The sequence below is a fragment of the Armatimonadota bacterium genome, assembly GCA_031081585.1.
Lineage (GTDB): Bacteria > Sysuimicrobiota > Sysuimicrobiia > Sysuimicrobiales > Humicultoraceae > Geohabitans > Geohabitans tengchongensis.
Genome location: JAVHLY010000031.1, coordinates 18,230 through 31,293, shown reverse-complemented (window position 1 = coordinate 31,293; position 13,064 = coordinate 18,230). Strand labels below are relative to the sequence as shown.

At 74.7% G+C, this 13,064-nt stretch carries 14 protein-coding genes; 7 read left to right on the top strand and 7 right to left on the bottom strand.

The annotated features are described in order from the left end of the window. The 5 genes from RB146_11740 to RB146_11720 form a co-directional block, all read right to left on the bottom strand. Positions 1-597: a nucleotidyltransferase family protein gene (locus RB146_11740; GenBank protein MDQ7829642.1), complete on the bottom strand. Its 597-nt coding sequence runs from the start codon at positions 595-597 to the stop codon at positions 1-3. Then, entirely contained in the window at positions 594-1,718 is a 1,125-nt protein-coding gene (locus RB146_11735; protein ID MDQ7829641.1) for an XdhC family protein, read from the bottom strand. Before RB146_11735 ends, RB146_11740 begins: the two co-directional genes overlap by 4 nt. Positions 1,719-1,742: 24 nt before the next feature. Continuing rightward, complete coding sequence (locus tag RB146_11730) at positions 1,743-2,909, bottom strand: VWA domain-containing protein (protein ID MDQ7829640.1); 1,167 nt, start codon at positions 2,907-2,909, stop codon at positions 1,743-1,745. After that, the gene (locus tag RB146_11725) at positions 2,900-3,853 is read right to left on the bottom strand and encodes a MoxR family ATPase (GenBank protein MDQ7829639.1); all 954 of its coding nucleotides are present in this window, start codon (positions 3,851-3,853) and stop codon (positions 2,900-2,902) included. The genes RB146_11730 and RB146_11725 overlap by 10 nt, the downstream gene beginning before the upstream one ends. A gap of 707 nt (positions 3,854-4,560) precedes the next feature. Continuing rightward, positions 4,561-5,022 carry a carbon monoxide dehydrogenase subunit G gene (locus RB146_11720; GenBank protein MDQ7829638.1) on the bottom strand — a complete coding sequence of 154 codons (462 nt, stop codon included), beginning with the start codon at positions 5,020-5,022 and terminating at the stop codon, positions 4,561-4,563. A 151-nt stretch (positions 5,023-5,173) separates the two neighbouring features. Here RB146_11720 and RB146_11715 point away from each other — a divergent pair, with 151 nt between their 5' ends. Continuing rightward, a complete protein-coding gene (locus RB146_11715; GenBank protein MDQ7829637.1) occupies positions 5,174-5,782 on the top strand; it encodes a hypothetical protein in 609 nt (202 codons plus the stop codon). A gap of 44 nt (positions 5,783-5,826) precedes the next feature. Here RB146_11715 and RB146_11710 read toward each other — a convergent pair whose 3' ends face one another. Together RB146_11710 and RB146_11705 are read right to left on the bottom strand one after the other, a co-directional pair. Beyond that, on the bottom strand, positions 5,827-6,156 hold the full coding sequence (locus RB146_11710; protein MDQ7829636.1) for a hypothetical protein: 330 nt from the start codon (positions 6,154-6,156) through the stop codon (positions 5,827-5,829). Between the two features lie 3 nt (positions 6,157-6,159). Then, positions 6,160-7,359, bottom strand: a complete 1,200-nt coding sequence (locus RB146_11705; GenBank protein ID MDQ7829635.1) for an exo-alpha-sialidase — start codon at positions 7,357-7,359, stop codon at positions 6,160-6,162. A gap of 172 nt (positions 7,360-7,531) precedes the next feature. Between RB146_11705 and cutA the strand changes: the two genes are divergently transcribed. From cutA to RB146_11675, 6 genes are all read left to right on the top strand, one after another. Then, positions 7,532-9,886, top strand: a complete 2,355-nt coding sequence (cutA, locus tag RB146_11700; protein ID MDQ7829634.1) for an aerobic carbon-monoxide dehydrogenase large subunit — start codon at positions 7,532-7,534, stop codon at positions 9,884-9,886. Then, on the top strand, positions 9,883-10,812 hold the full coding sequence (locus tag RB146_11695) for a xanthine dehydrogenase family protein subunit M (GenBank protein ID MDQ7829633.1): 930 nt from the start codon (positions 9,883-9,885) through the stop codon (positions 10,810-10,812). The genes cutA and RB146_11695 overlap by 4 nt, the downstream gene beginning before the upstream one ends. A 65-nt stretch (positions 10,813-10,877) precedes the next feature. Then, positions 10,878-11,438, top strand: a complete 561-nt coding sequence (locus RB146_11690; GenBank protein MDQ7829632.1) for a (2Fe-2S)-binding protein — start codon at positions 10,878-10,880, stop codon at positions 11,436-11,438. Positions 11,439-11,514: 76 nt separating this feature from the next. After that, complete coding sequence (locus RB146_11685; GenBank protein ID MDQ7829631.1) at positions 11,515-11,748, top strand: hypothetical protein; 234 nt, start codon at positions 11,515-11,517, stop codon at positions 11,746-11,748. Next, complete coding sequence (locus RB146_11680) at positions 11,745-12,140, top strand: PIN domain-containing protein (GenBank protein ID MDQ7829630.1); 396 nt, start codon at positions 11,745-11,747, stop codon at positions 12,138-12,140. The genes RB146_11685 and RB146_11680 overlap by 4 nt, the downstream gene beginning before the upstream one ends. A gap of 9 nt (positions 12,141-12,149) precedes the next feature. Continuing rightward, positions 12,150-13,031: a DUF2877 domain-containing protein gene (locus tag RB146_11675; GenBank protein ID MDQ7829629.1), complete on the top strand. Its 882-nt coding sequence runs from the start codon at positions 12,150-12,152 to the stop codon at positions 13,029-13,031. Positions 13,032-13,064: the final 33 nt, after the last annotated feature.

The following is a 13,064-nucleotide window of genomic DNA, read 5'->3' as shown; positions in this document are numbered from 1 at the left end:
CTAGCCCGGCGGGCTCTCGGGCAGGTCCTCCGGCACGTCCACGTCGCGCGCTCGCGCCTCGGGCAGCGGCACCGCCACGCCGTGGCGGGCGTAGCGCTCGATCATCGTCCGGGCGCCCGCGTCGCCTTCCAGGGTGAGCAGTTCCAGGAAGAGGGCGGCGTCGAAGAGCGCGGGTACCCCCACGGTCCCCGCGTAGGCGGAGGCGACGATGCGGTGGCCGCCCTCGCGGTAGGTCTCGATCAGGGTGTCGATGACGTCCGGGCCGATCCAGGGCTGGTCCGCCAGCAGCACGACCACGGCCCGGCTCTCCGGCGACAGCGCCGCTACCCCGGCACGCAGCGAGGTGGCCAGCCCGTGGGCGTACTCGGGGTTGTGCACGACGCGTACCGGGAGGCCGTCCAGCAGCGAGCGGTAGACGGCCTCGTCCGCGCCCAGCACCACCACCGTCTCCAGGCAGCGGGACGCCAGCGCGGCGTCCACGACCCGCCGCAGCATGGGGACGCCCTCGACGGGCAGGAGGAGCTTGGGGCGCCCCATCCGCCGGCTGGCGCCGGCGGCGAGGACGAGCGCGGAGACGAAGGGGTCCCGGTCGGTCAGGAGGGCGTGGGGGCGTGGATGGGCGCCCGGCGCTCGCGCAGGAACCCGCCGGGGCGGCCGCGCTCGGCGGCGATGATCTCCGCCACCGCCGCGAGCGCGATCTCGTCGGGGCCCTCGCTGCCGATGTCCAAACCCACCGGGGCAAAGAGGCGGGGGGCCAGCGCCGGCGGGACGGTCACGCCTTCGGCGGCCAGCTCCGCCAGCATCTTCTCCGTGCGCAGCCGCGGCCCCAGGAGCCCCACGTAGAAGGGGTAGGGGGCCGGCCGCGTGAGTAGCCCGCGCAGGACGTCGCGGTCGTGCAGGTAGTTGTGGGTCATGACCACGACGGCGGTGCGCTCGTCCGCCGGGAGTGCCGCCCCCGCCTCCCGGAAGGGCACCTGCAGGAAGCGCGCCCCCGGGAAGCGCTCGGAGGTGAGAAAGGCCTCCCGGCGGTCGACCACTACCACCCGCCACCCCAGCTCCACCGCCCGCGCCACCAGCGGGGTGGCGTCGTGGCCGGCTCCGCAGACGACCAGCCGCACCGGGGGACGCACCACCTCGACGAAGAGGTCCAGCAGCCCGGCGTCGCCCTCCACGGTGGTCCGGCGGCTCTGCCCCTCGGCGAGCACCGCCAGCGCGGTGCGCCGCACCCGGTCGGCCGCCCCGGCAGCCGGGAGGGCACCCTCGAGCGTCCCGTCCGGGTAGACGGTCAGGCGCGTGCCGGCCGCCTCCGCCGGGGCCAGCACGGTGACGAGGGCGGCGGTGCGCTCCGCCGCCGCCAGGTCCCGCACCGCGGCCAGGCCCGCCAGGCCGCGGGCGTCGAGCGGCTCGACGAAGACGTCGATGGCCCCGTTGCAGCCGAGGCCCAGCCCCCAGACCAGGTCGTCGTCGGCGGTGAGGTCGTAGGTCACCAGCCGGGGGCGGCCTTCCGCCAGCACCTCCCCGGCCACCACCTGGACGTCCCCCTCCAGGCAGCCGCCGCTGATGTTGCCGGTGAGGGAGCCGCCGGCCCCCACCAGCAGCCGGGCTCCTTCCCGACGATAGGTCGACCCGCGCACGCCCACGATGGTGGCCAGCGCCATAGCCTCGCCCCGCGTCCGTCCCGCCTCGGCGGCCCGCAGGATCTCCAGCAGCTCCTTCACCGTGCCCTCACCCCCACCGCGCCCTCACCCCCGCAGGGCCAGGTGGCGCTCCAGGCGGCGCAGGCTCTCCAGGTTGTGCGCCGGCGCGAAGACGTCCACGTGGGGCAGCGCCGCCCGCATGCCCTGGCAGAGCGGCTCGTAGCCGGGGCCGCCGAGGAGCGGGTTGAGCCAGATGAGCCGGGCGCTGCGGCGGCGCAGCTCGCGCATCGCCGCCTCCAGCACGTCCACGTCCCCCGTGTCCCACCCGTCGCTGATGACGATGACGACGGTGCGGCTGCCGAGCAGGCGGGCCCCGTACCCGTCCAGGAACTCGCGCAGGCTGGCCCCGATCTTCGTCCCCCCGGACCAGTTGGGGACGGTCCGGGCCACCCGCTCCAGAGCGGCGCGGATGTCGGCGCGGCTCAGGGCGTCGGTCACACGCGTCAGCGAGGTGCTGAAGACGAAGGTCTCCACCCGCCCCAGCGCGTGCTGCAGCGCGAAGATGAACTGCACCAGGAAGCGGCTGTACAGGTCCATGGAGCCGCTGACGTCGCAGAGGAGGACGACCTGCAGCTTCTGGACGCGCCGCTGCCGGTGGAGGAGCTCCAGGATCTCCCCGCCCCGCCGCAGGCTGTGCCGGACGGTGCGGCGCATGTCCAGCAGGTGGGAGCGCCGGGCGGCGCGCATCCGGCGGCTCAGCCGCGTGGCCACCCGGCGGGCGATCTGGGCCACAAGCGCGGTGATGCGGTCGAGCTCGTCGGGGGTGAGGGCGGCGAAGTCCTTCTGGGTGAGCCGCTCCAGGGGGCTGTAGCCCGGGGTCTCGGCCTCCTCGGCATCGGCAGCCTCCTCCTCCAACCACTCCTGGAGGAGGCGCTCCGCGTCCGCCTCCGCGGCGTCGGGGTCGGTCAGCACGCTGGGGTCCTCGCCCGCCCCGTCGGGCGGCGCGCCCGTGGACTCGCCGTCCGGCCCCCAGAACTCCCGGAAGGCCTCCTCGAAGCGGGGGTAGTCCTCGTGCTCGCTCACGAAGACCTGGCGCAGGGCCAGGTAGACCTCGGTCCGGTCGAGGAGGTCGACGGCGCGCAGCGCGCGCAGGGCGTCGGCCGCTTCCCGGGGGCCCACGGCCAGCCCGCGCCGCCGCAGCAGGCGGGCGAAGGCCACGGTGTTCGCCGCCAGGTTGCCGGGACGCAGCGGCGCCAGGGTCGTCACCGCCACACCCCCGCGGCCTCGGCGGCCGCCCGCTCCACCTGGGCCTGGGTCCAGGGCTGGGGCTCGCCGCGCAGCCGCTCCAGCGCCCGCAGCCAGGCGTCCAGCCACTGCGTGCGCACCGCCCGGGCGTCCTCCTGACTCTTGAAGAGCGCGCCCAGTGTCTGCTCCACGGCCTCGCGGTCGAGGTGGTCGCGGTGGAGCGCCAGCAGCGCCGCCCCCCAGTCGATGGTCTCGGCGATGCCCGGGACCTTGTCCAGCCGCACCCGCCGCACCATCTGCATGAAGGCCGAGACCTGGGCCGCCAGGTCGGCGTTGATCCCCGGAACTTTGGCCAGCACGATCTGCAGCTCCTTCTCGTAGGTGGGGTAGTCGATCCACAGGTAGAGGCAGCGCCGGCGCAGGGCGTCGCCCAGCTCGCGGGTACGGTTGGAGGTGAGGACGACGTAGGGGATGGTGGTGGCCCGGATGGTGCCGATCTCGGGGATGCTCACCTGGAAGTCGCTGAGGACTTCCAGGAGGAAGCTCTCGAACTCCACGTCGGCGCGGTCCACCTCGTCCACCAGCAGCACCGGAGCCTGCGGGCGGGTGATGGCCTCGAGGAGCGGGCGCTTGAGCAGGAAGGCGTCGCTGAAGATCTCCTGCTCCCGCTGCTCGATGGTGCGGTCACTCTGCTCGGTCAGGCGGATGTGCAGGAGCTGCTTCTGGTAGTTCCATTCGTACAGCGCCGTGGTGGCGTCCAGCCCCTCGTAGCACTGCAGCCGGATCAGGTCGGCGTGCAGGGCCGCCGCCATGACCTTGGCCACCTCGGTCTTTCCCACCCCGGCCGCTCCCTCGATGAGGAGGGGCTTGCGCAACGTCATGGACAGGTAGACGGCGGTGGCGACGTCGCGGTCGGCCACGTAGCCGCCGGCCGCCAGCATGGACTGGATGCGGGCGATCTCCGGATGCATCGACCACTCCTCCGGCCGGGCCGCACCTCGTGCGAGCTCCGACCGGCGAGACCCGGACAGGCGAGGCCCGGAAACGGGAATGGGAGGGATTCTCCCTCCCACAGCGCATTGTAGCAAATGTACGGGCTCCATCACGGGCCCGCCGGGTACATGATAAGAGTGTAGACCGCGACAAGGGGGTGGAAGCATGGCGCAGAGAAGCAACGCGCGCAGGAGCACCTCGCGGCGGCGCACCACGGCGCGCCGGGCGGCCGGGAGCCGCACCGGGCGGCGCACCACCCGGACGGCGCGGCGGGGCACGGCGCGGGCGGCGACCCGCGGCACCCGCCAGACCGCACGCGCCGGAGGGGGCCGCACCACCCGACGCGCAGCGGCGCGGACCCGCCGCCCGGCTGCCGGACGGGCCCGGGCGGGGCGCGCACCCGCTCAGCGCCGAGGGGCGCCCGCGGCCCGCGGACGGGCCGCCGCCACCCGGCCGCGCCGGCCTGCACGGGTGCAGCCTGCGGCCCCGCCGCGGCCGGCACCCGCTCCACCGGCGGAAGCCCCGCAGCCCGCAGCTCCTCGCCCCGAGCAGCCGTCCCCGCCTGGGGAGCCGATGGGGCGGGCCAGGGAGACCGGGAGCGGGATGTAGGCCAGAGGGGGGGGTTCGCAGGGCCATGGGGATGGGGCAGCGGGGCGTCGGCTGACGACCCGCTGCCCGCGGGGACCTAGGACCCGCTGCCCGCCTGCTGCGCCCGTTCGACCTCCCGCTGGAGGGCGGCGAAGAACTGGCCGGCGAGCTGCTTGGCCACCCCGCCGAAGAGCCGGTGACCCACGCTCATGAGGACACCAGTCACCTGAGCGTCCCCCACGTAGTGGACCACGGTGCGCCCGTCCTGGGGCTCCAGGTGGAGCTCACCCGAGGCCCGGACGGTGCCGGGGCGGCCGGCCCCTTCCACGCGCAGGGTGAGCCGCTCGGGCGGGGACTTGTCGGTGATACTCACCTGCCCCTCGAAGGTGCCGCGGACCGGGCCGACGGCCAGCTCGAGGACGGCACGGTAGCGGTCGTCCCCCAGGGGGTGGAGCTCCCGGCAGCCCGGCGTGGCCCGCTGGAGGACCCCGGGGTCGTTCAATAGCGCCCAGACCCGGTCACGGGGGGCGTCGATGGTGTACTGCCCTTCGACCTTCATGGCACCTCCGGGAACCCGTGGCCACGGCAAGAGCGGAGCCGATTGCGGCGCCATTATAGCAGGAGGGACCCGGGCGCCTGGCGGCAGGCCGAGCGTCGGCGGGCAGCGAGGGGCGCACCGGGGTAACACCCTCTGGGGAGGAAGGACGGCGATGCATCAGGCGCCCAGGCTCCGCACGCCGACGGTGTTCACGCTGACCATCCTGTGGGTGGCGCTGGCGGCCGCTCCGTGCGCGTTCGGCGCGCCCGGCGACGTCGATATCCCGGCTCCGCCGCCGCAGGTTCTGGGCGACGGCCTCATCGTCCCCGGGCAGCGCGTGGGGACGATCCGCCTGGTCATGTCGCTGCAGCAGATCCTCGAGGCCGCCGGGGAGGGGTACCGGCGCGAGGTCTTCGAGGAGCACGGGATCATCCTCTACGAGTGGCGCGCCAAAGGGTTGTGGGTCTCGCTGGACGCCCGGACGCGGGCCGTGCGCGTGATCAGCGTCTTCGGCACCACCGACCGCTTCCGCACGGACAAGGGGATCACGCTGATGATGCCCTTCCCCCGGGCGGAAGCGGCCTACGGCAGGGAGTACCGCCGGTGGCTGTGCGCGGAGGACCGGATCCTGCTCGTGCGCTACCCGGCCCTGGGGCTGCAGTTCGGCGTGGTGAACGACCCGTCGAAGCCGATGATCCACCGGCGCATCTTCCAGATCGGCGTCTTCAAGCCCGGGCCGCTCCCGGCCGTGCAGGGCTGCCGCGAGAGCCCGGGATCGTAGGCCATCGGGGCGCGTGGGGGGGCGCAGGCGGCCTCAAGCCTCCGTCACCCCCCGGCGATTGCGCCGACGATCCGCAACGCCTCCGCGCCTTCCCGCACCGACAGCGGCACTTCGGCCGCCAGTCCCGCCGGCGTGAGGTCCGTCCCGGCGGCGAAGACCCGGATGAACGGGCGCAGCGAGCCGCTGCCCTCGCGCAGCGAGCCGCCGCCCTCGCGCAGCAGGCCGCGCAGCACAGGGTAGGCCGCCTCCAGCGCCTCCAGCACCATCCCCACCGTGACCCGTTCGCCCGCGCCTGCCGGGACAGCCACCGTCACCGGCCCGGCGGCCCCGGCCAGGCGGCGACAGTGCGGCGGCAGCACCAAAGTTACCTCCATGGGTCACCCCACCCGGTGGGCCTCCACCGACAGCACCGGCGGGAGGTGCGTGGCCACCGCCTGCCAGGTCTCGCCGCCGTCGGTGGAGCCGTACACCTGGCCGCCGGTCGTCCCGAAGTAGATCCCGGGCGGGTCGCCGCCCACGGTGGCCATGGCCTCGCGCAGGACGTTCACGTAGCAGTGGCGGTCCGGGAGCCCGCGGCCCGTGGCCTCCCAGGTGCCGCCGCCGTCCCGCGTCCGCCACACCCGCAGCTCGCCGTTGGGGGGATAGTGCTGCGTGTCGTCGGTGATGGGCACGACGTAGACGGTGTCGGGCTCCTCGGGGTGGACGGCGATGGGGTAGCCGAAGTCGCTGGGGAGGTTCCCGCTGATCTTCTGCCAGGACCGGCCCGCGTCGTCGCTGCGGTAGACGCCGAAGTGCTTCTGCATGAAGAGCACCTGCGGCCGCGCCGGGTGCAGGGCGATGCGGTGGACGCAGAACCCCACCTCGGGCTCGGGCTCCGGCGTGTAGGTGGCCCGCAGGCCGCGATTGGCCGGTTGCCAGGTCTGCCCGCCGTCCTCGGAGCGAAAGACCCCTGCCGCCGAGATGGCCACGTACAGCCGCCCGGGGTCGACCGGGTCGAAGAGGATGGTGTGGAGGCACAGGCCGCCCGCGCCCGGCTGCCAGGCGGTCGTGCTGGGGTGGCGGCGCAGCCCGGGCAGCTCCTCCCAGGTGGCGCCGCCGTCGGCGGAGCGGAAGAGGGCGGCGTCCTCCACGCCGGCGAACCACCGCCCGCCGTCTCCGCGGCCCGCCCCACCGCGCCCGCGCACCCCACCGGCGCCGCGCGCCGCATCCCCGCCCGCCCCGCCGCGCGGGCCCCAGTGCGCCGGGACGGGCTCGAGGTGCCAGACCCGCTTGAAGCGCCAGGGCTGCGGCTCCCCCTCGAAGCCCTGGTGGACCGCGTCACCATCGGCGTAGGTGAAGCTGTTGCCGACCGGCTCCCAGGTGCGGCCGCCGTCACGGCTGCGCTGGATGAGCGTGCCGTGCCAGGCGGTCCACAGCGCCGCGTAGAGGCGGTCGGGATCGGCCGGATCCCCCTGGACGTGGTAGGCCTCCCACCCGCCGTGGGCGGGACCGTCCAGCACCCACCGCCGCTGCGCCCCGTCGGCGCGCAGGATGAACACGCCCTTGCGGGTCCCCACGAGCAGCCGCACCTCGTCCATGCCCGTCCTCCTCTCCCCAGGGGGATGGCTCCTCCTCTCCCCAGGGGGAACGCCCCCCGGCTCCAGCGGGGGGACGCTCCTCGTGAGGGATTCGCGCTGGGCCCGGCGCGGCCTGCTGCCGGACCGGCGGGCAGGAAAGACCCGTGCGGCGTGCGAATCGGACCGATATTCCATGGCGACCCGCTGGTTCGGGGAACGCGTCCCGCGCAACGAAGACGCCAGGCTGCTGGTGGGCCGCGGCCTGTTCCTCGACGACATCCGCCGCCCCGGGATGGTGCACGCGGCCCTCTGGCGGAGCCCCCTGGCCCACGCGCGCATCCGCCGCATCGACGTCGAGGCGGCGCGCGCGAGCCCCGGGGTGCTGGCCGTCTTCACGGCGGCCGATCTGCCCGCGGCCATCCGCGGCCCGCTGCCGCGTCTGATCCCCCACCCGGCGCTCGTCCACCACAAGACCCAGGTGGCGCTGGCTGGCGAGAAGGTGCGCCACGTGGGGGAGCCGGTGGTCATGGTGGTGGCGCAGACGCGCTACCTGGCGGAGGACGCCCTCGAGCGCGTGACGGTGGAGCTGGAGCCGCTGCCGCCGGTAGTGGACCTCCTGGCGGCGGTGCGGCCGGATGCGCCGCTCGTCCACGAGGACGCCGGGACCAACGTGGCCGCCCACTACACGCAGCGCGTGGGGGACGTCGAGGCGGCCTTCGCCCGGGCGGCGCACATCTTTCGCGAGCGGTTCGTGTTCGACCGCGGGGCATCCTCCCCCATGGAGACCAGGGGAGTGCTGGCGGAGTGGGACGCCGCGGCGCGCCAGCTCACGGTATGGGACACCACGCAGGCGCCCATCCGCATCCGCGACTTCCTCAGCCGGCTCTTCGGCCTGCCGCTGCACCACATCCGCGTGGTGGCGCCCGACATCGGCGGCGGGTTCGGGCCGAAGATCATGATGTGCTACCCGGAGGAGATCCTCGTCCCCCATGCCGCCATGGTGCTCGGCCGCCCGGTGAAGTGGGTGGAGGACCGGCGGGAGCACTTCACCGCCACCAACCACGAGCGGCTGCAGGTCCACGACGCCGAGATCGCCGTCGACGGGGAGGGCCGCATCCTGGGCGTGCGCACCGTCTTCCTGCACGACGCCGGCGCCTACTGCGCCTACGGCCTCATCGTCCCCATCGTGGCCTCGTGCACGCTCCCCGGCCCCTACCGCATCCCCAACTACCACGCCGAGTTCACGGCGGTCTTCACCACCAAGACCCAGACGAGCCCCTACCGCGGGGCCGGGCGGCCGCACGGGGTCTTCGTCATGGAGCGGCTGATCGAGCGGGTGGCCCGCGAGCTGGGGCTGGACCGGGCGGAGGTGCGCCGCCGCAACTTCATCCAGCCCCACGAGTTCCCCTATGACGTCGGGCTCATCTACCAGGACAACGCGCGCCTCGTCTACGACAGCGGCAACTACCCGGAGGTGCTGGACCGGGCGCTGCGGGCCATCGACTACGACGGGTGGCCGGCCCGGCGGGCCGCCTACCGGCGGGCCGGGCGCGTCGTGGGGCTGGGCCTGGCCTGCTACGTGGAGGGGGGCGGCATCGGCCCCTACGAGGGGTGCCGCATCACCGTGGAGCCCTCGGGCAAGGTCTTCGTGGCCACCTCGGTGGGCACCCAGGGGCAGGGCCACTACACCGCCTTCGCCCAGATCGTGGCGGACGCCCTGGGGGTACGTCCGGAGGACGTCATCGTCACCACAGGGGACAGCGGGGCCTTCGGGTGGGGCACGGGCACCTTCGCCAGCCGGGCGGCCGTGGTGGCCGGCAATGCGGTGGCGCTGGCGGCGCAGGCCGTGCGCGAGAAGACGCTGCAGGTGGCGGCCACGCTGCTGGAGGCGCGGGTCGACGACCTGGAGCTGCGCGACGGGACGGTGCGGGTGCGCGGGGTGCCCGGCCGGGCGGCGCCGCTCGGGGAAGTGGCGGTGGCGGCCAACCCGCTGCGGGGCACCATTCCCGCCTCGTGGGAGGGACCGGGGCTCGAGGCGACGCGCTACTTCGCCCCGCCCCGCGGGACCTTTGCGGCCGGCTGCCACGCCGCCGAGGTGGAGGTGGACGTGGAGACGGGGATGGTGCGCTTCCTGCGCTACGTGGTGGTGCACGACTGCGGCCGGGTGATCAACCCGCTGATCCTGGAGGGGCAGATCCGCGGCGGGATCGCCCAGGGGATCGGCAACGCTTTCTATGAACGACTGGTCTACGACGAGGAGGGACAGCTGCTGACCCAGACCTTCATGGACTACCTGCTGCCCACGGTGGCGGAAGTGCCGCGCATCGAGATCGAGCACCTGGAGACCCCTTCGCCGCTCAACCCGCTGGGGGTGAAGGGCGCGGGCGAGGCCGGGACCATCCCTGTCCCGGCGCTGCTTGCCTCCGCGCTGGACGACGCCCTCCAGGAGTGGGGGGTGCGGATCACGGAGATGCCGCTCAGCCCCGCGCGCGTGCGGGAGCTGATCGCCGCCGGGGCCGGCCGGGTGCCGGCCGGGGTGGGCGCGTGAAGCCCCCGCCGTTCCGCTACGCCGCCCCGCGCTCGGTGGCCGAGGCGCTGGCCCTGCTGGCCGAGTACGGCCCGGAGGCGAAGGTCCTGGCCGGCGGTCAGAGCCTGGTGCCGCTCTTGAACATGCGGCTCGTGCGCCCCGAGGTCATCGTCGACATCAACCGCATCGGCCGGCTGGCCTATCTCCGCCGGCGGGGCGACCGGCTGCTGGTAGGCGCGCTCACCCGCCAGCGGGAGGTCGAGGGCTCCCCGCTCGTGGCCCGCGCTGTGCCCCTGCTGGCCGAGGCGATCCGCCTGGTGGGCCACCCGCAGATCCGCAACCGCGGCACGGTGGGCGGCTCCATCGCCCACGCCGACCCCGCGGCCGAGCTGCCGGCGGTGCTGGCGGCGCTCGACGGGGATGTGGTCGTCGTGGGCCCGGCGGGCACGCGGGTGATCGGGTGGACTCACTTCTTTACCGGGTACCTCACCACGGCGGTCGGGCCGGACGAGCTGGTCACCGAGGTCCGCTTCCCGCTGCCGCCGCCGCGCAGCGGCAGCGCCTTCCTGGAGGTCGCCCGCCGCCACGGCGACTTCGCCCTGGTGGGGGTGGCCGCGCTGGTGCAGCGCGAGGACGGCCGCATGGCCGCCGCCCGGCTGGCCTTCACCGGCGTGGGCCCGGGCCCGCTGCGCGCGCCGGAGGCCGAGGCCTTCCTGGCGGGCCGGGAGCCGACGCCCGAGGTGCTGGCCGAGGCGGGACGGCTGGCTGCGGCCCCGCTCGAGCCCCCCGAGGACATCCACGCCACGGCCGCCTACCGGAAGGAGGTGGCGGCCGTGCTGGTGCGCCGGGCGCTGGCGGCGGCGTGGGAACGCTCCGCCACCCGCCCCCGCGCCGGCCGCAGCCGCGCGCCACGGGCCGGCGCGTCCGAGCGCGCGCCGGGCGGATGAGGGACCCACGCCGCAGATGAGGGACCCACGCCGCAAGGGGGCCGCCCGGCGGATGAGGGACGCGGATGGGTGAGGGCACGGTCGCCCCGGCCCGCCTCGCCCGTCCCGCGCGGCCCCGCCGGCTCCGCCCGCCGGTGGCGACGGCCACGGTCACCCTGACGGTGAACGACCGCCCGGTCGAGGCCACGGTCGACGTACGCAAGACCCTGGCCGACTTCCTGCGGGAGGACCTGGGGCTGACCGGCACCCACCTGGGGTGCGAGCACGGGGTGTGCGGCGCGTGCACCGTGCTGCTCGACGGCGCCCCGGTGCGCTCCTGCCTGCTCTTCGCCGTGCAGGGGGCGGGCCACACCGTCACCACGGTCGAGGCGCTGAGCACGGGGGAGACGCTCCACCCCCTGCAGGAGGCGTTCCGCCGCCACCACGGGTTGCAGTGCGGCTTCTGCACGCCGGGGATCCTGATGAGCGCCTACGCGCTGCTGCGCGACCACCCGCACCCCACCGAGGCCCAGGTGCTGGAGACGCTGGGCGGCCACCTCTGCCGGTGCACGGGCTACCAGGGGATCGTGGAGGCGGTGCAGGCTGCGGCCGGAACGGGAGCGGGAGCCGAGCCGCCGAAGGGGTGATCGCTCCCTTCCCACCCGGGGCATCTCATTGTACATTGTACATGTGAAACGGCTGACCGCCTCCGAGGCGCGTCGCGTGTGGTTCGGGCTCCTCGACGAGGTCGCCCGGGGCGAAGTCGTCGTCATCGAGCGGCGCGGGCACCGCATCGTGCTCCGTGCCGAGCCCGCCCCGTCGGACCGCGACGCTCCGGTCGAATACGCCTCCCTCTTGCGGGTCCCCGACCTCGAGCAGGCCCACACCTGGTCCTGGGAGTGGACACCCCGAGCCGTCGGGCTGCGTCTCCGCCAGCGGCGCCGGACGGCCCGGTGACCGTCCTGCTCGACACGCACTTCCTCATCTGGATCGTGCTCTCAGCCCGCCGCCTGCGGGACTTCCCCTGGCTCGATCGGTACCGCCCCTGGGGGCTGTCGCCGGTCTCGCTCCTGGAGGTGCAGTTCCTCAGCGAGGCCGGGCGGCTGGAAGTGCGCAACCCAGAGTTCACGGACGCCGTCCTGGCCGACCCGCGGTTTCTGGTGGACGAGGTGCCGTGGCTGACGCTCGTCCGCCACGCCCTCCCGCTCACGTGGACTCGCGATCCGTTCGACCGTCTGCTGGCGGCCCACAGCCGCGCCCGCCGCGCCCCGCTCTGCACGCTCGACGAGACGCTGCAGGCGCGCCATGAGTGGATCCTCAAGGAGGTCCGGCTTCCCCGTCGGGGGTAGGATAGGGGCGTGTCCGCCTCCATCCCCGCCCTGGCCATCGCCCGGCCGGTCCAGCCGCTCCTCCAGTCGCCCGGCCTGGCCGGTCAGGTGCTGGCCGTCTTCGACCGGTCCTGCTACGTCGAGGCGCGCGAGGGCCGCATCATCGCGGTGCTCAGCGAGCCGCTGGGGCGGGGGGCGTTCGCCCTCACGGTCCGCGCCACCCCCTCCTTCCGGCACGTCCCGACCGGGCACCCGGTGGAGGTGCACGACGAGCACCTCCAGGTCGGCGACCTGCGCATCCACCTGACCCCGGCCGCCGTCTGGGACCCCACCCTCCCCACCCTGGCCGCGCCCGCCGACCGGGGGATGCGCGCGGTGCGCATGTTCCTGCGGTGGGCCGCACCGGAGGAGGGACTGGCCCGCGTCCTCTACCCCGAACACGAGAGTCCCCTGCTTACCCAGGCGCGGCAGGGCCTGGGCCTGCTGCGCGAGGCGCTGCAGGAGGGTGACATCGCCTCGCTCACCGCCGCCGCCAGCCGGCTGGCCGGCCTGGGGCCGGGGCTCACGCCATCAGGAGACGACCTGCTGGCTGGCGTGCTGCTGGCCTGTCACCTGTGGCCGGACCGGGCAGGGCCGCTCGGCATCCGGGCCGTCGGCCAGATCGTCCTGGAGACGGCGCGGGTGCGCACCGGGCGGGTGAGCCAGGCCTACCTGGAGGCAGCGTTCGCGGGGCATGCGCCCGACCGCTGGCACGACTTCGTGCGGCGGCTGCCCGCAGACCCCCACCAGGCCGTCGACGCCGCCGCGCGCATCCTGGAGACGGGGGAGACCTCCGGCGCCGACATGCTGGCTGGCTTCCTCTACGCCTGGCAGATGGGCGAGACGGCTGCGCCGTCCAGGGAGCGCGTGTAGGCTGTCCTGGACGCGCGCCCGGGGCGCCGGCCC